At 33.5% G+C, this 18,987-nt stretch carries 15 protein-coding genes; 12 read left to right on the forward strand and 3 right to left on the reverse strand.

What is annotated here, in order from left to right; all coding sequences use genetic code 11:
- The first annotated feature begins 18 nt into the window (after positions 1–18).
- From AQ616_RS04830 to AQ616_RS04870, 9 genes are all read left to right on the forward strand, one after another.
- Positions 19–1,533, forward strand: coding sequence for an extracellular solute-binding protein (locus AQ616_RS04830; protein WP_069685194.1), 1,515 nt, complete (start codon positions 19–21; stop codon positions 1,531–1,533).
- Positions 1,534–2,127: 594 nt separating this feature from the next.
- On the forward strand, positions 2,128–3,063 hold the full coding sequence (locus AQ616_RS04835) for an ABC transporter permease (protein WP_069685195.1): 936 nt from the start codon (positions 2,128–2,130) through the stop codon (positions 3,061–3,063).
- Between the two features lie 21 nt (positions 3,064–3,084).
- A complete protein-coding gene (locus tag AQ616_RS04840) occupies positions 3,085–3,963 on the forward strand; it encodes a carbohydrate ABC transporter permease (protein ID WP_026133790.1) in 879 nt (292 codons plus the stop codon).
- Between the two features lie 42 nt (positions 3,964–4,005).
- Entirely contained in the window at positions 4,006–5,493 is a 1,488-nt protein-coding gene (locus AQ616_RS04845) for a glycoside hydrolase family 28 protein (RefSeq protein ID WP_069685196.1), read from the forward strand.
- Entirely contained in the window at positions 5,474–7,048 is a 1,575-nt protein-coding gene (locus AQ616_RS04850) for a glycoside hydrolase family 43 protein (protein WP_069685197.1), read from the forward strand. Before AQ616_RS04845 ends, AQ616_RS04850 begins: the two co-directional genes overlap by 20 nt.
- A 22-nt stretch (positions 7,049–7,070) precedes the next feature.
- Complete coding sequence (locus AQ616_RS04855) at positions 7,071–8,177, forward strand: glycoside hydrolase family 88/105 protein (RefSeq protein ID WP_017797197.1); 1,107 nt, start codon at positions 7,071–7,073, stop codon at positions 8,175–8,177.
- A 28-nt stretch (positions 8,178–8,205) separates the two neighbouring features.
- Complete coding sequence (locus tag AQ616_RS04860) at positions 8,206–8,739, forward strand: hypothetical protein (protein WP_017797196.1); 534 nt, start codon at positions 8,206–8,208, stop codon at positions 8,737–8,739.
- 24 nt (positions 8,740–8,763) lie between these two features.
- Positions 8,764–9,441 carry a rhamnogalacturonan acetylesterase gene (locus AQ616_RS04865; protein WP_069685198.1) on the forward strand — a complete coding sequence of 226 codons (678 nt, stop codon included), beginning with the start codon at positions 8,764–8,766 and terminating at the stop codon, positions 9,439–9,441.
- 408 nt (positions 9,442–9,849) lie between these two features.
- Positions 9,850–11,133 (forward strand): Gfo/Idh/MocA family protein, encoded by a 1,284-nt coding sequence (locus AQ616_RS04870; RefSeq protein WP_017797194.1) that lies wholly within the window; start codon positions 9,850–9,852, stop codon positions 11,131–11,133.
- A 270-nt stretch (positions 11,134–11,403) separates the two neighbouring features.
- On the opposite strand, the gene AQ616_RS04875 is transcribed toward AQ616_RS04870, so the two are convergent.
- From AQ616_RS04875 to AQ616_RS04885, 3 genes are all read right to left on the reverse strand, one after another.
- Positions 11,404–12,339: an SDR family oxidoreductase gene (locus AQ616_RS04875; RefSeq protein ID WP_069685199.1), complete on the reverse strand. Its 936-nt coding sequence runs from the start codon at positions 12,337–12,339 to the stop codon at positions 11,404–11,406.
- 108 nt (positions 12,340–12,447) lie between these two features.
- On the reverse strand, positions 12,448–13,134 hold the full coding sequence (locus AQ616_RS04880) for a glycosyltransferase family 2 protein (protein ID WP_069685200.1): 687 nt from the start codon (positions 13,132–13,134) through the stop codon (positions 12,448–12,450).
- Between the two features lie 10 nt (positions 13,135–13,144).
- On the reverse strand, positions 13,145–14,470 hold the full coding sequence (locus AQ616_RS04885; RefSeq protein ID WP_069685201.1) for a nucleotide sugar dehydrogenase: 1,326 nt from the start codon (positions 14,468–14,470) through the stop codon (positions 13,145–13,147).
- Positions 14,471–14,887: 417 nt separating this feature from the next.
- Here AQ616_RS04885 and AQ616_RS04890 point away from each other — a divergent pair, with 417 nt between their 5' ends.
- The 3 genes from AQ616_RS04890 to clpX all read left to right on the forward strand — a co-directional run bounded on the left by AQ616_RS04890 (position 14,888) and on the right by clpX (position 18,845).
- A complete protein-coding gene (locus AQ616_RS04890) occupies positions 14,888–15,868 on the forward strand; it encodes a tetratricopeptide repeat protein (protein WP_017797190.1) in 981 nt (326 codons plus the stop codon).
- A gap of 116 nt (positions 15,869–15,984) precedes the next feature.
- Positions 15,985–17,271 carry a trigger factor gene (tig, locus tag AQ616_RS04895; RefSeq protein WP_069685202.1) on the forward strand — a complete coding sequence of 429 codons (1,287 nt, stop codon included), beginning with the start codon at positions 15,985–15,987 and terminating at the stop codon, positions 17,269–17,271.
- A 296-nt stretch (positions 17,272–17,567) separates the two neighbouring features.
- Positions 17,568–18,845, forward strand: coding sequence for an ATP-dependent protease ATP-binding subunit ClpX (gene clpX / locus AQ616_RS04900; RefSeq protein ID WP_017797188.1), 1,278 nt, complete (start codon positions 17,568–17,570; stop codon positions 18,843–18,845).
- Positions 18,846–18,987 lie beyond the last annotated feature (142 nt).

Genomic DNA, 18,987 nt, shown 5'->3' on the forward strand with positions numbered 1-18,987 from the left:
TTAGGGAGGTTTAGATTTATGAACAAAATAAGATTTTTATTTACTAGTTTTTTTCTTATTTTAATTTTTGTTTTAGCAGCATGTAATAACGAAAATGCATCAAGTGAGGGAAATAGTGATGATTTTGCTGAAGATGAAGTTTATTCGTTTTCCATTATGGCAAATCTTCATACGCCAGAAGTACCCGGAGATGTCATTTTGGATATTTTGGAAGAAAAAACAAACACGGATATCGAATTTCAGTGGGTACCAGATAATAACTATGAAGATAGGTTAAACACAGCATTTGCTACGAATACACTTCCAGAAGCAGTCTTTATGAAAAATCAATCAACATTTATGCAATTTAAAGATGCAATTAGAGATGATCAATTTTGGGAAGTAGGCCCCTATTTGGAAGAATTTGAAAATCTAAGTAATCTGAAAGAAGAAGTACTAGAAAATACTAAAGTTGATGGCAAAATCTATTCTTTATATCAAGGAAGACCATTATCAAGACAAGGAATTATTTACAGAAAAGATTGGGCTGACAATCTAGGTCTTTCGGCTCCAACAACGACTGACGAGTTTATGGAGATGGCACGAGCTTTTACTGAAGAGGATCCAGATGGTAATGGTAAAGATGATACATTTGGACTCACCGATCGAAGTGATTTGGTTTATGGAGCGTTTAAAACAGTAGCCTCTTGGTTTGGCACTCCCAATAATTGGGGTGAAAAAGATGGAGAGTTAGTCCCAGAGTTCATGTTTCCAGAATATAAACAAACGATGGATTTTTTTAAAGAAATGCATGAAAGCGGATACATTAACAAAGATTTTCCGGTGACAAGTAAAGTTGATCAGCAAGAATTTATTAAAAATGGATCTTCAGGTATATATGTTGGATCTATGGGTGATGTTGTAACACTATATAATGATGCTGCAGCTATTAATCCTGATGTAGTATACGATGTCCACAATCAAGTTCAAGGACCTAATGGTGAATATAATACATGGGCAATTCCTGGATACGGTAACTTAGTAATGTTTCCAAAAAGTACGGTTGAGTCTGAAGCAGAATTGAAAAGACTACTTGGATTTTTTGATGCATTAATGGATCCAGAACTAGCAAATACCATTTATTGGGGAGTGGAAGATGAACATTATTCTGTAAAAGAAGGTGGAGCCGTCCCAACTGAGGATCAGGCCTTATATGATAGAGAAGTAAAGCCTTATCAAGCGATTGAAATTGGAGAGGCAGAGACTAATGGTAGATATGAAGGATTTTTTGAATACGAGGCAAAGGCGAAATCAGAAGAATTGTTCAAGGATAATGAGAACTATTTAATTCATGATCCAACGATCACATTAGATTCTGAAACTAATATTCAAGATGGTGCTAGACTACTGCAAATCATGACAGATGCAACTTATCAATATATCCTTGGACAAATCGATGAAGAAGGATTTGATGCCGCTATAGAAAATTGGAAATCTCAAGGTGGAGAGGCGATCATTAAGGAATTTAATGCTTCTTATGCAGAACAGAACTAATCCAAGTACGAGTTTTTGACATTATAATTATTAAAGATTTAACGGCCTTTTCTTAATAATCAATAGGGAAGGGTCGTTATAATTTACAATTTAAAGAACGTTATTAAATCAACTTCTCTGTCCTGATTGTAACAGGCAGGAATACTCCAGTTTCAAAGATGATGAAGCTTAGACAAAGAGGAAAAGTGGGAAAAGAATGCCCTCTGATAAAGATCACTTTTGGTGATATCAGGAATAGGCTCGCGATTTCGTTCTTTGTATCATTTTACAAGGATGTTTATTGATATTAATGAGAATGTGCAGATGAATTAATTGCGACTTGATCATTTTTTAATCGTAGTTCTACTATGAGATACATAGATTCTTTTCCTTGTTTATTCTTTATTTTTAATAATAATTTACAAACAATAATCATTAACTAAGAAATTTATCTATTTCAATTTAATAAAAGAAGTTTCAATGAGTTGATAACATAATGATTATCGAAGATACAGTAGGATGAAATTAAGATTAATTAAAAGCAGATTTGTAAAAATAAAGGACTGTCAAGGAATATATTTTCTGGACACGCCTGTTAAAGAGAGGGAGTTGAGAATGGAAAGTGCCACAATTAAGAAAGGTCGAAAACATGAAATATTACGAAACATCAAGAAAAACAAATTGATTTATTTGATGATCCTTCCGGGAATTGTTTATTTTTTTATCTATAAATATTTACCGATGTCGGGATTAGTGATTTCCTTCCAAGATTACAAACCCTACTTAGGAATTAGTGGAAGTGACTGGGTAGGATTTGAGCATTTTGAACGTCTGTTTACTAGTCCAGATTTTTGGATGATTTTTAGAAATACACTCATACTATTTGCTTTACAAATTATTATTTTTTTTCCTATCCCAATTATCATTTCTTTAATGTTAAATGAAGTGAGACATTCCTTGTACAAGCGGGGGATACAAACACTTATATATATTCCTCATTTTATGTCCTGGGTTGTAATCGTTTCCATTAGTTATGTAATGCTAACGTTGGATGGGGGAATTATCAATTCATTAATTGAGTATTTTGGATTCGAAAAAATAAATTTTTTAATGAATGAAGAATGGTTTCGACCAATGTACATTCTTCAGGTGATTTGGAGGGAAGCTGGTTGGGGAACAATCATCTTTTTAGCAGCGATTACAGGTGTAGATCCGCAACTGTATGAAGCAGCAAAAATGGATGGTGCCAATCGATTGCGACAGATGTGGCATGTCACATTACCAGCAATCAGAAGTGTTATTATCATCATGCTAATCCTGAAGATTGGTGATGTGCTAGAACTTGGTTTTGAACATGTGTATTTATTATTAAATGCTTCGAATAGAGAAGTTGGAGAAATATTTGACACATATGTGTATACTGCTGGATTACAACAAGGACAGTTTAGTTACAGTACAGCTGTGGGTTTCTTTAAAGGGGTGGTCGGACTTATATTAGTAATTTTTGCAAATCGACTAGCAAAACGTTTTGGTGAAGAAGGAATCTATTAATATTTTTGAAAGGAGGAGTTCATATTGCGAGATAAAATATCAGTAGGCAGTAAGATCTTTGACGTTGTCAATTACACATTATTGGGGTTATTAGCACTAGTTATGGTTATTCCTTTTGTCCATGTAGTGGGTAGCTCGTTTGCAACGAGTGCGGAAATTGCAGAGACAAGTTTTCTATTATTTCCAACAGAATTTTCTTTGAATGCATACAAATATATCTTTTCCACTGACACTATTCTTCGAGCATTATTGATTTCTGTTACGGTAACAGTAGGAGGAACATTATGGAGTATGTTTTTATCGACACTAACAGCATATGGATTGTCAAGAAAAGATCTGGTCGGGAGAAGATTCTTTAATTTTTTGATCGTATTTACTATTTTGTTTAATGGAGGAATGATACCTACTTTTCTAGTGGTTGAACAAACGGGATTATTAAATTCTCTTTGGGCTTTAATTATCCCCGTTTCCATTAATGCATTTAACATGATTATTTTAAGAAGTTTCTTTATGAATCTTCCTGCTGGATTAGAAGAATCAGCAAAGATAGATGGAGCAAGTGATTTTGGGATTTTATTCCGAATTGTAATCCCATGTTCACTACCAGCCATTGCTACCATTTCATTATTTTATGCTGTAACTTATTGGAATACGTATATGCACGCTATTTTATATATTAGTGATTCTGCTAAATGGCCAGTTCAAGTGTTGTTAAGACAGATAGTAGTTCTAGCGAGCGGTATCAATTATGATGGTGCGACATATACAGATGTACCTCCACCAGAAGTGACCGTAAAAATGGCAACCATTGTTGTCGCTACAGTGCCAGTTCTACTTGTATATCCATTTTTGCAAAAGTATTTTGCAAAAGGAGCATTACTAGGTTCGGTAAAAGGTTAGAAGGACCTGAATAAATAATGGAATGAATGGAGGGTGGTGTTTATGTTTTGTAATATCACTGACTTTGGAGCAAAGGGAGATTCTATCACAGATAATACTGAATTCATTGCATCTGCAATCAAGAGATGTGCTGACAGTGGAGGAGGTACGGTCTATATTCCAGCAGGAACGTATTTGACGGGACCAATCCTTTTGGTTAGTCAATTAACAATTTATATTGAATCAGGAGCCAAACTGGTATTTAAAGATGATTTTTCAATTTATCCACCAGTTAAAACAAGATGGTCGGGGTATGAATGCTATGGATTTTCACCATTGTTATATGGTAATGGATTAACGAATGTGTCAATTTTAGGGGCAGGTCGTATAGATGGCCATGGTGGAGCTTGGTGGGAAGTACATCATTTATTAAGAAAAGGAGAAGAATATGATCACCCACAAACGAAGAAGATAGCTGAATTAAATACATTTTTAACTGAGCCTAAAAATACCAATCTTGTAGAATGGTCATCACAATTTCTTCGACCACCTTTACTTCAAATGTACGATTGTAATTCAGTAACTTTGGATGGTATTACATTAGAAAATTCACCGTTTTGGAATACACATTTCGTATATTGCAACAATGTTACTATTCACAATGTTAAATTCAAAAACCCTTCGGATACACCAAATGGGGATGGATTAGATATTGATTCTTGTTCAAATGTTCGAGTATCAGATTGTCACTTTGATGTGGGTGATGATTGTTTAGCATTTAAGTCTGGAATCAATGAAGATGGTAGGAGGATAGGCAAGCCGACTGAAAATGTGACAGTTACAAACTGCACGATGCAAAATGGACATGGTGGAATTGTAATGGGAAGTGAGAATTCTGGTGGTATTCGAAATATTGCAGTATCGAATTGTATGTTTATCGGTACTGATCGTGGCATCCGCATAAAAACGAATAGAGCCCGCGGAAGCTACATTCGTGATATTTTAATCAATAATATCTATATGGATAGTGTTCTCTGTCCATTGGCGATTAATTCATTCTATAGACATGGTGTGGATAAAAATGATTATTCATTGAATGATGCTACAGTTATGAAAGTAACAGATAAAACTCCGCGAATTGAGAATATTCATGTCAGTAATGTAACAGCGAGAGATTGTCGTTCAGCTGCAGGATTTATTTATGGACTTCCTGAGATGTATGTGAAAGATATTACTTTACGTCATATTTTATTTGAGATGACAACTAATCCAGATGAAAAAGGCGGGGAGCCAGATATGGTAAAAGAACCGTTATTCATGGCTGGAGAAGGCGTTTATTGTAAGTATGTCGATGGAATTGAATTTCATCGTGTCAGGATTGAAACAAGACAAGGACCTGCTCTTCACTTAGAAAACGTTATTAATGTAGAATTAGATCATTTAATTATGAAAAGCAAACACCGAAATACTCCTATAGTTACAGTCAAGGATGTAGCTAATGTATGGACTAATCAAGGTAGTAAGGAGGCGCATGAATTTGAAAACATTTAAAAATCCAATCATTCCTGGTTTTTACCCTGATCCTTCCATTTGTAGGGTAGACGAGGATTATTATTTAGTAACTTCAACATTTGAATACTTTCCAGGGGTTCCGATTTTCCACAGTAGAGATTTAGTGAATTGGAAACAGATTGGTCATGTATTAGATCGACCATCCCAACTGAATATTAATGGTATACCTTGTTCAAGAGGGATTTACGCACCTACCATTAGATATCATAATGGAATTTTCTACATGATTACAACCTTTGTTGAGAGTAGAAAAGGACTAAGAAGAGATTTTTATGTTACTGCAGAAGATCCATCCGGGCCTTGGAGTGATCCAAATTGGTTGGGTACAACACCTGGTATTGATCCTTCTTTATTTTTTGATGATGATGGAAAAGTTTACTATACCGCAAATCGTCAACCACCAGATGGACAAGAGTATCCGAAACATATGGAAATCTATCTGCAGGAATTAGATTTAGAAAGCAAGCAATTAATAGGTGATAAGTACAGCTTGTGGGATGGTGCGTTGAAAAATGCTCATGCACAAGAAGCGCCACATCTATATAAAGTGAATGGCTGGTACTATTTAATGATTGCAGAGGGTGGTACTGGGTTTACTCATGCGGTTACCATAGCAAGAAGTAAATCTGTATTTGGACCATATGAATCCGCAAAAACAAACCCAATATTGACACATCGACATTTAGGAAGAGAACATCTGATTAGTAATATCGGGCATGCTGACATTGTTGAAACACAAAAGGGAGATTGGTGGATGGTATGTCTTGGTTCGCGCCCTTATGGAGGGCATTATCGTAATTTAGGAAGAGAAACATTTCTTGTCTCTCTGATTTGGGAGAATGAATGGCCTGTTATCAATCCTGGAAAAGGGATCGTTGAAGTGGAATCGGCTTTTCCTGATTTAGAAGAAGAAATATGGCCGAAAGCTCCAGAGAGGGATGATTTTGATTCAACAACACTTTCATTACAATGGAATTTCATCCGAACACCATATGAACCATTCTGGTCTTTAAAAGAGCGCCCAGGCCACTTAAGATTAAGATTAAAATCAGAATCTATTATAGATCGAGTTAATCCAAGTTTCATCGGGAGACGACAACAACATAAAAGTTTTGTTGCTACTACATTACTGGAGTTTGTTCCAGAGAAAATTGGAGAAGTAGCTGGGATCGTTTTACTACAAAACAATAATTTTCAATTTCGGATGGAACTTATGCTAGATAATAATTCTAACACTATACAACTAGTAAGAAGAGATAATGGGGTAGATCAGGTGATTTCTCAACATCAAACCAGTGAGAGTAAATTATATTTAAAGGTAGAGGCAAAAGAGCAAGACTTTTATTTTTATTATGGAAAGTCACTCAATTATCTTCAACTACTTGCAACTCAAGATGGAAGAATATTAAGTACCGATATAGCTGGTGGATTTGTGGGGACCTATATAGGCATGTATGCCAGTAGCAATGGAAAGGTAAGTAATAATAAAGCAGATTTTGACTGGTTTGAGTATAGAGGAACTTTTCAACAATAAGTTATAGAAAAAGGAGGGTAATATGAATAAATTAATTGAGCTGAATGAGAAGACTGCAATGACATGGGCAGAAAAAGCATGCAGGAGCATTATGAATCAATTTCTTCCAAATCAATTACCACCGCAGAACAAGTGGCATTATCACCAGGGTGTATTTTTAAGTGGAATGGTAGAAGTATGGAGAGAAACTGATAATAAGGAATACTATGATTATGTTAAAGAATATGTTGATAAATTAATAGATAAAGAAGGTAATTTCTTATTTGCTAGAAGTGAATTGGATGCTGTACAACCGGGGTTATTGTTAATAGTATTGTATACTCATACTGATGATAATCGGTATAAAATTGCTGCTGGAAAACTGAGGAATTTACTGAAAACGATTAACAAGACTAGCCAAGGCGGTTTTTGGCACAAAGATAAGTATCCTTATCAAATGTGGCTTGATGGTTTGTATATGGCAGGTCCTTTCGCCATTCAATATAGTCAATTGTTTAATGAACCTGAGCTTATAGACTTGGTATTGTATCAAGAGCAATTAATGCGTGAACATACAAAGAATAATATAAATGGATTATACCATCATGGATGGGATGAAAAAGCCGAGCAATCATGGGCAACTTCTTCTGGTAGAGCACCTGAAGTTTGGGGAAGAGCGCTTGGTTGGTATGCTATGGTACTTACTTATTTTATAGAATTACTTCCAAAGTCACATCCAAAATATGGAGAATTAAAGCTAGTTCTAAAAGATTTATTCGATAGTTTAATCGAGTACCAAGATCAAGAATCTGGTATGTGGTATCAGGTAATTGATAAAGGTCATTTAGAAGATAATTGGTTAGAAAGTTCCTGTTCGTGTTTATTTGTTTATGCCATGGCTAAAGCAGTTAACAATGACTTCGTAGATGGAAAATATATAAAGAGTGCGAAAAAAGGGTATGAAGGTATTTTGAAGAAGTCTACTCAAATAGATTCAAATAATAATTTCGTCTTAACTGATATTTGTATCGGGACTTCTATCGGAGATTATGATTATTATGTAGGCAGAGAAACAATCAATAATGATTTACATGGTGTTGGAGCATTCATATTAGCGAGTATAGAGTTGCATAGATATTTTAAGCTATGAACCATATTTGGAAGGAAGAGGCAACGAAATGTACCGTTTAATAAAAATATTTCTGATTGTTTTGATAGTTATGTTGGTATTGGCTGGATGTGGAGAAAAAAAAGATACTCTAGAGATTTTGTTCTTCTCTCAGATTACTGAAGATATAGAAGATGACGTAATCAATGAACTTGAACAAATTTATCCAGAATCTACTAAGCAGTTTCAAAGTAAATTTTATGCATCTGTCTATGAAAGATTGATCGGTGAAATAGCAGCACATAATGGCGATATTTTAATTGTTGAAGCGGATATGCTTACACCAGGAACATTTGATTCAGAAGGTCTTGTTCCTTTTAAATTAACAGAAGACCGTAAGAATCAGATATCACAAGACTATAAACTAATCTATAAGAAGACAAATGAAGAACAAGTTTATGCTATGCCAATAAATAAGAAATCTGCTTTATTTGAAAATCTTGATATTGAGCTAGATACGGAGTTAGTTGCTTTGGTACCAATTTATAGTGAACATCAAGATTTAGCCGTACAAATAGGAATGGAATTTTCAGGATTTCGATAAGACTACTTTCCATTGGAGGGAACTATGAACCAAATAAATTTGTTTCTTGCAGGTGATTCAACAATGGCTACTTATGATGTAAAAAGAGCCCCACAAATGGGGTGGGGTCAAGTGTTGGATCAATATTTTAATGAACAGGTTAAAGTTTGGAATGAAGCAATGCCAGGCAGGAGTACAAAAACATTTATTCAAGAAGGTAGGCAAAAACGTATTTACCAACTAATAAGGCCAGGTGACTATTTATTTGTTCAATTTGGACATAACGATTCTAAAGTCGACAGTAATCGTTATACTGAACCATTTACGACCTATAAAGAAAATTTAGGGATATTTATCAGTAATGCTAGAGACAAGGGAGCTTTTCCAGTTTTATTAACTCCTGTTCAAAGGAGAAACTTTAGTATTAATGGGAAAATAGTCGATAAACACGGAAATTACCCGCTTGCAATGCGTGATCTTGCAATAGAATTAGCGGTACCTCTAATTGATATTACTAAAAGAAGTACCATTATGCTTGAAAATATCGGACCGGAATTATCTAAACATTTATATATGTGGATTAAACCGGGTGATTATAAATACTATCCTGATGGCAAGGAGGATAATACTCATTTTACTGAACTCGGCGCAAACAAGATCGCTCAGCTTGTAATAGAAGGAATAAAGGATTTACGGTTACCTATTGCAAAGTTTATCAAATAAAAGATATAAAATAATTTGAGGAGGATTTTAATATAAATTGAAAAGCGCTATGCGAATCATCTAGTGGAGATTAAGCGTTACGACTCTACTAAATTATGAGAGAAATTCTTAATGGAGAGGGTGTTTGAATTTGGAAAAGTTATCTTAACGTATACCCATGTGGATTGTATGATTTTTGGAGGAGTTACACTTATGGATGCATCGTTGAAACTCTTGCAAATAAGGCATCAATTTATATGAATTGGCATATTTTAGCTATTGATGGAGGTTGGTTAGCTCGATAATAAAATCACTCATAATTTAATAATTTTTTAGAAGAACAAACTGTCTGGTTCTGTTCAACAAACAAGTAGTGTGAGAAGAAGGCCCCCGTTGAAAGAAGATTAACCTATGGTAAGGAGGATGAATATGAGCAAGAATTATGCATTGGTTGGTACAGGAGGAAGAGCAGAGTTTTTTTATGGAGCAATAGCGAGAGATTTTAAAGAAACAGCAAAACTGGTTGCTTTTTGCGATATAAATACAACAAGAATGAACTATGCGAATCAATTACTTACAGAGAAGTATAATCATCCAGAAATACCATCATATAAATCAAATGATTTTGAGACAATGATCAAAAAAGAAAAACCCGATACAGTTATCGTGACTTCAATAGATAGGACTCATCATCATTATATAATCCAATCATTAGAACTCGGCTGCGATGTTATTACCGAAAAACCGATGACAACAGATGTAGAAAAGTGTAAGCAAATAATGGACACCATCCATCGTACAAAAAACCAAGTACGTGTTACTTTCAATTATCGTTATGCTCCACATAACACAAAAATTAAAGAGCTTATTTCTAGTGATGTTATTGGTGAAGTGTACTCGGTAAATTTTGAGTGGGCTCTAGATACACAACATGGTGCTGATTATTTTAGAAGATGGCACCGAGATAAAAGAAATAGTGGAGGGTTACTTGTCCATAAAGCAACTCATCATTTTGATTTAGTGAATTTTTGGTTAGGAACAACTCCAGAAACGGTATATGCATTAGGTGATTTACGTTTTTATGGTAGGGAAAATGCTGAAAGTCGAGGAATCACAAACTTTTATCAAAGAGCACATCAAAATGAACGAGCGATCAATGATCCTTTTGCAATTAAATTAGAGGCAAATAGTCATTTGAAAGCAATGTATTTAGAAGCGGAGTATGAAGATGGGTATCATCGTGATCAAAGTGTGTTTGGTGATGGAATCAGTATTGAAGACACACTAGGTGTACTAATTAAATATAAAAGTAAAGCGATTCTTAACTATTCTTTAAATGCCTATATGCCTTGGGAAGGATTTATTGTTGTATTTAATGGAAGTAAAGGGAGATTAGAAGTACAAGTGAGGGAACAATCATATATTAATTCAGGTGGATCAAAAACAGATGAAGGAAAAGTAAGGGAAAAATCTATTCGTGTTCTCCCAATGTTTGGCAAACCATATGATGTGGAGGTCAAAGAAGAAAAGGGTGGACATGGAGGAGGAGACCCTTTATTACTTAATGACTTATTTGGACAATCGAAAGAAGATAAATTTAATAGATCTGCAAGTCATACAGATGGAGCAACATCTATTCTTACTGGAATAGCCGGAAATATGTCTATAAATACCGGATTACCAGTTCGAGTTGATGATTTGTTAACATTATAGAAGAACGAAAAATCCCCGCTGAATGAATTTTTGCTTTTGAGAAGATGGAAATTAGTCGAGATAGATGTACGAAATATAATCGAATAAATAAAAAAGAATAACAAAAAGCAGATGAAATATGATTTAAAACGGTATCAGTTTAAATAATTAATTAAACTAGTTAGGTCCGTATTATTTCATCTGCTTTAATATATTTATTTGAATTGTAGCATCTTTATCTAGTGATTAATAATCATAAAATATATGCTTTCGGGTATTTCTATTCCATTTTTATTTGTTAAACCAATTTACCGTTTTTATCAGTCCATCATCAAAAGATGTTATTGGCTCGTATTTTATAATTTCTTTAGCGCGTTGTATATCAGCCAATGAATGTTTAACATCTCCCGCACGATCATTTGTGTAGGTAGCTGGGATGTTTTTTCCTAAAATTTTGTTAATGCGATCTACTAAATCATTTAATTGTATTTGTGATCCTGTACCGATATTAACTACTTCGCCTTGTAATTTTTTTGCAGTAGCAGCAAGTAGGTTAGCAGACACAATATTATCGATATAAGTGAAGTCTCTTGATTGTGTTCCATCACCAAATATAGTAGGTGATTGATTATGAATAATTGATTCTATAAACGCAGGTATGACTGCGGCATATTTTGAATGCGGATTTTGTCTTGGACCGAACACATTAAAATATCGTAAGGAAATCGTTTCTAATCCGTATATTTCATAGAAAACTTTACAGTATAGTTCACCTGTATATTTACTAACTGCATAAGGTGACATAGGATTAGCGGCCATACTTTCTTGTTTTGGTAGCTTTTTGTTATTGCCATAAGCAGAAGAAGAAGCTGCATATACAAATCGACTGACACCTTCTTCTACTGCAGCATTTAAAAGAGTAAGTGTACCGTTCACGTTTGCATAATTAGATAGTATTGGATTGTCGATTGATTTTGGAACGGAAGGAATAGCTCCTTGATGTAATATTATATCTACATCTTTAATTGCCTTTTTAACAATAGCTTTATTTGTAAAGTCTCCGTTAATTATCTCTACTTGATCACTAATATCTGCTATATTATCTTTATTTCCAGTACTAAAATTATCTAGTAATCTAACCGATTCTCTGTTTGCTACAAGCTTTCTTACTATATTTGATCCTACAAATCCTGCACCACCAGTAACTAAATATCTTGTCAATTTCATTCCCCCTTTTTAATTTGATAGCTAGATCTAGATATACTATGAAAGTTATAAAAATACGTATAGGGGGGATATAATTGATTTCACAAAATAGGCAAATATTTTCTTTATTTACCGGTGGATTATCGTTTTAAAATCATTTGTACAGATAAGATCTGTGCATGCATCCATTAGTTGTTTATCTGTAATTTTCCACGTGTGTTGATTATGAGATTCATTACGAAAAATAACATGATTAAATCTGTCTGTAGAATAAATTTTATATCCATTATAAATGCAGTCCTTTTGAAATTTAGCGTCGGAACCATACTTACATCTAATGAAAGACACTTTTGACAACACTTCTTTTTTAAATGTTAGAGTGGAATCTACTACACGATTTGTATATTGGTTTTCTTTATTAGAATGTAAGATGCCAAGAAAATTGCTCTTTTGAAAATATACATAAACCGAACTCTTTCCTATAATATCTACTTGTTTGTTGCTTTGATAAATAGACCAAATGGATTCTAAATAATTAGGGGCATAGTAGTCATCATCATCAAATTTTGCAATATAATCATAAGATGCTTGTTGAGATGCAAACATTTTACACTCGCTAGCTGTATTCCACTGAGGCATTTGAAAAACAGATACATTCGAATAATTCGCAGCTTTGGATAACCATGTGTCTATTTTAATGCTATCATTATTTAGAATGATAATTAATTCCTTGTTATCTAAAGATTGTGAAATATAGTTTTGGAAGATGTTTTCCATCATATGGTCTCGATTCGTACAAGTAATAATCGATATCATAAACTATCACCTATTTAGAGATATTTCCGTTGCCCAATAAAAATACTTTAGCATTTCCAGTTAATCCATCAGTTACATTTTTCGTATCATACACTTTTTTTGCGTGATCTAGTATTTCCTGAACAGGAATGGTGGAATGATCTACCAACAAGACAACAATGTCCATTTTTTTCAATAATTGAGGAGTTAACTCCGTACTATAATAAGTTTTTTGGTTGATTTGTACCGATCGAACAAAGGGATCAAAGTACTCCAAACTCTTGTAATTATTTAATAAAGCTTTCATAATTTCTAAAGGTGGAGATGTACGAACATCATTCGAATCTTTTTTATAAGATATTCCACAGATAAGAATATTTGCCTCACTAGTAGGTTTTTCTTCATTAACTATAGTGTTAATTTGATTGATTACATATTGACTAATATCCTTGTTTTTATTCTCTGCCAGAGATAGAAACTGGTTTTGAAATCCATGTTGTTGACCTATCCAAGATAAATACAGAGGATCTATAGGAATACAGTGTCCACCAATTCCAGGACCTGGGTAAAATGGTTGAAACCCATAAGGTTTTGAACTAGCAGCATCAATTGCTTCCCATAAATTTATATTTAGTTGGTCGCAAAGCATAGCCAATTCATTAATAAAGGATACATTAATAAAACGGTAACTATTCTCCAATAATTTACATAGTTCAGCTATTTCAACAGAAGAAGTTGGGATTATTTCATTAAATACATTTTGATAGAAATCGGATATCATTTGCAGACAATCCTCAGTTATACCGCCAACTACTTTAGGGATTTCTTCTACTTTCAATGTGTTATTCCCAGGATCAATCCTTTCGGGAGAATATCCTAGATAGAAATCTGTTCCTATCTGTAATTTACTTTTTTCTAATATAGGTAGGAGAATATCACGAGTAGTTCCTGGATAAGTGGAACTTTCTAAAATAACTAACTGATTAATTTGCAGTCTTGGATAGATTTCTTCACTTGCATTTTTTATATAACTAAGATCAGGAATTTGATTGTTCATTAATGGGGTTGGAACGCAGATTACGATAATATCTAGTTGACTTATGACATCATAATTTGAAGTGAATATAATATTATCAGATTGTAGCGCTTCATGTAGTTCTTTGTCTTTAACATCTGGGATGTAACTTTTTCCGTCCTGTAGTTGGTTAATTTTAGATTGATTAATATCAATTCCAGTAACTTGATATCCTTTGTTTAAGAATAATAAAGCTAGAGGAAGTCCGACATAACCCATGCCAATTACACCTACTTTTGATCTTACATAGGAATTGTTTGTTATATTGTTTGTTTTTTTCATAGTTGACCTCCTAATAAATATACATTCAATTAATCAGCTTCTGTATTTTATAGATTTTTAATTGTATTAGGAACGGCTGCTACCTATTGGTATTACTGGTTTCATCCATTATGTAAAAGGATAAAAGAAAAAATAGGGAAATAGTTTAGTAGAGATATAAGTTAACTTTTTAATTTTTGGAATGAGGAAAACCAATAATGATGATGAAGTCGAATCTTGTAAGAATTAATCACCTAATTAGAAGTTCTGTCTACTGGCAGGATTTAAATAAGAAATTCTAGAATGTATTACATACATCAAATGGTTTTATGTATTAATTTAATGAAGTTATGTAGCTATTTTTAATATGTTTAAGTTATAATTTATTAGGGTATATATAAATATTGTTAATTTGTATGTAGAGAGTGAGGTGAAGGAATGAGTTATAAGGAAGTAGATAATGTGGTTTTGTTTCCTTCTGTTAAAAAAACACTTGAGGATGAAAGTTTGAGAGCATTACAGGAAAAACGTTATGAAGAAGCTTTGGATAAGCTCAACCACTTAATAGAATATCATGCAAGTAGTCATGAGATATACATAGGAAAATTAATGTGTTTAATGGAGTTAGGAAATTATAAAGATGCACAAGATCTTTGTGAAGAGCTGACAGCAAATAAAGATGAGCATTATTATCATTACTTACATATTTATTTGACGATTTTGTTTCAAACTAGTCAATATGAAATACTTATGGAACAAGTGGAATATGAATTTGAACAAAATAATGTACCAGAACTCTTGCGGGAACCATTTCAACAATTATATGAAATGAGTCAAAGTATGAAGATAGATATTCAAAATGATTATTCTTCTATTCATATTGATGAGTTACATCAAGCAATTAATCAAGATCAACATAAAAAACAATGGCAACTTATTAAAAAAATAAGAGCATTAAAGGTAAGCCCTACATCTGATATGTATCCATTACTAGAAAATAGTCAAATACATCCTGTTGTGAAGACATCTATAATGCAATGGCTGGTTGATTGTAAAGTTAGTGAAACTATTTCAATACATAAGTTTGATGTGAGTTTAGATATTACACCTAATCAGATAAGTAAGATAGAAGATTTACATGAATATCAATTGGCTAAAAAAGAGCTTGAAATTAGGATGGTAAATAATCCATCTATGCAGCAGCTGATTGAACAGCTTATTTACCGTTATTTTTATGTGATCTATCCTTTTAAAACGTTGAATGAAGAATTGGATTTATTTATCTCCGCAGCAATTAACTTAGCAAAACGTTATCTTCAAATGGATATAGGTATTGAAGAAATAAGTGAAGATGTTAAGAAATGGATGGATTCTATTCAAATGTGTGACTCTTTATATTTAAGTATCATTGAAGAATAGCGTAAAATGCTTGAAACCATTAGCATTTATGTTATAATGAGATGGTTGTAAATAGCGATCATTCCATTAATGAAAAACAAAGAAATTTGTATTATAGATTTTGGAGGGAATTAATAATGACAGCAAATTGGGAAAAACAAGAAGGTAATAAAGGTGTACTAACTTTTGAAGTATCTGCTGAAGAATTTGAGCGGGCACTAAATCAAGCCTTCAAAAAAGTATCTAAAGACGTTCAAATTCCAGGATTTCGTAAAGGGAAAATTCCTCGTGGAATCTTTGAAAAACGTTTTGGTGTAGAAGCACTTTATCAAGACGCGGTGGATATTGTATTACCATCTGCTTATACAAAAGCAATAGATGAAACAGCTATCTTCCCTATCGCTCAACCTTCAGTGGATATAGAGCAAATTGAAAGAGGAAAAGAATTAGTCTTTACTGCTGAAGTTGAAGTGAAACCAGAAGTTAAACTTGGCGAATATAAAGGATTAGAAGTAGAAGAAGAATCTGTTGAAATTACAGATGAAGATGTAGAAAAAGAGATTGAAAATGTAAGAGAGCGTCATGCTGAATTAATTGTAAAAGAAGACGAAGCAATTGAAGATGGCGATACTGCTGTAATCGACTTTGAAGGTTTCCAAGACGGAGTTCCTTTTGAAGGTGGTAAAGGCGAAAATCATTCATTAGAAATTGGTTCTGGTCAGTTTATTCCAGGATTTGAGGAGCAACTTGTTGGTAAGAAAGCTGGAGATGAAACTGAAGTTACTGTTACATTCCCAGAAGAATATCATGCAGAAGATTTAGCTGGTAAAGAAGCTGTATTTAACGTGAAGATTAATGAAGTAAAAGCAAAAGAATTACCAGAACTTGATGATGAATTTGCAAAAGATGTTGATGAAGATGTCGAATCTTTAGATGAATTGAAAAAGAAAAAACGTGAAGAGTTAGAAACAAACAAAAAACAAGAAGTTGAAAATAAAAAACGTGAAGAACTCATTCAAAAAGCTTCAGATAATGTTGAAGTAGAAATTCCTGAAGCAATGGTAGATACAGAAGTAGATCAAATGGTCCGTGAATTTGAACAACAGCTTCAAATGCAAGGGATGACATTAGATATGTACGCGCAGTTCTCTGGTCAAGATAAAGATGCTTTAAAAGAACAAATGCGTGAAGATGCTGCAAAACGTGTGAAAACTAATTTAACACTAGAAGCTATTTCTGAAGCAGAAGATATTAAACCTTCTGATGAAGACATAAAAGCAGAACTTGAAAAAATGGCTTCAATGTATGGAGCTGAAGTTGATCAACTTGTACAAATGCTTGGTGGAAACACAGAAACATTGGAGAATGATTTGAAAATTAGAGCAGCAATTGACTTCTTAGCTGAAAACAGCAAGACTAAATAACAATGACAGTTGGATAGAAGACAAGGTGCGATTTTTGTCGCACCTTGTCTTTCATGTTTCTAGTAATTATATGGATAATTCGGTAATGATTAAACATATAGTGGAAGTGGAAATAATTATTTGTAAAATTGTTGACTTTTTATTAAAAAAATCCATAATGAAAGAACAGACTTATTTATCACTGACAAATGGGAGACACTAAAAGGTATATTGTTTTGTTTTTTATTTTGTATCTGATATGATGACTATAAAAGTTGATTGCTGAACGATTTCAGCACGTTTAGGGGTGAAAAGTAATGTTTAAATTCAATGAGGAAAAAGGACAACTAAAATGTTCCTTTTGTGGAAAAAGTCAAGAGCAAGTGCGTAAATTAGTTGCCGGACCAGGCGTATATATATGTGATGAATGTATAGATCTCTGTACTGAAATCGTAGAAGAAGAATTAGGTACAGAAGAAGAAATGGAAATGAACGACATTCCAAAGCCAAAAGAAATTTGCGATATACTTGATGATTATGTAATCGGTCAAGATAAAGCAAAAAAGAACCTTTCTGTTGCAGTATATAATCACTATAAACGCGTGAATTCTGGAAAAGGCAATGATGAGGTAGAAATTGCTAAAAGTAATATTGCAATGATCGGACCAACAGGTAGTGGTAAAACATTACTAGCTCAAACATTAGCTAGAATTATTAATGTTCCATTTGCGATGGCAGACGCAACTTCTTTAACAGAAGCTGGTTATGTTGGGGAAGATGTTGAAAATATTCTTCTAAAACTAATTCAAGCTGCTGACTATGATGTAGAAAAAGCGGAAAAAGGTATCATATATATAGATGAGATTGATAAAGTAGCTCGTAAATCTGAAAATCCATCTATTACACGTGATGTATCTGGTGAAGGTGTACAACAAGCATTACTAAAAATTCTTGAAGGTACAGTAGCTAGCGTTCCGCCACAAGGTGGTAGAAAGCATCCACACCAAGAATTCATTCAAATTGATACAACAAATATTTTATTCATCGTTGGTGGTGCATTTGATGGTATCGACCAAGTAATCAAACGTCGTTTAGGGAAGAAAGTTATTGGTTTCGGTGCAAATGAAAAACAAGAGGATTTAGACACTGGTCAATTACTTTCAAAAGTATTACCTGAAGATCTATTACGTTACGGTCTAATTCCAGAGTTTATCGGCCGTATTCCAGTTATTGGAAGCCTTACTCCATTAGACGAAAAAGCGTTAATTGAAATCTTAACTAAGCCCAAAAATGCGTTAGTAAAACAATATCAAAAATTATTTGAGATTGATCATGTGGATCTTGAATTTGAGGAAGAGGCACTTCAAGAAATTGCAAAGAAAGCAATTGAGCGAAAAACAGGAGCTAGAGGACTACGATCCATTATCGAAGGTATTATTGTTGATGTGATGTTTGACATTCCTTCAAGAGAAGACGTAGAGAAATGTATCATTACAAAAGAAACGGTTTCTGAGGATGATGGTAGTCCGAAACTTGTATTTCGAGACGGCACAGTAAAACTTGGGAATGAAAAACTACCAAAAGAAAGTGCTTAATACAAATTAGGACGGAGATGTAGCAGTTATGTTCAATCTGCCTTCTCCGTCTTTTTTTATCAAATACATATGAGAAGCGACTTTGAGACATTCTAACAATAAGCAAAATATCAATAATATTTAAGACAGCTTACATAATGCA

It is taken from the genome of Oceanobacillus sp. E9 (assembly GCF_001741975.1).
Taxonomy (GTDB): Bacteria; Bacillota; Bacilli; order Bacillales; family Amphibacillaceae; genus Oceanobacillus; species Oceanobacillus kimchii.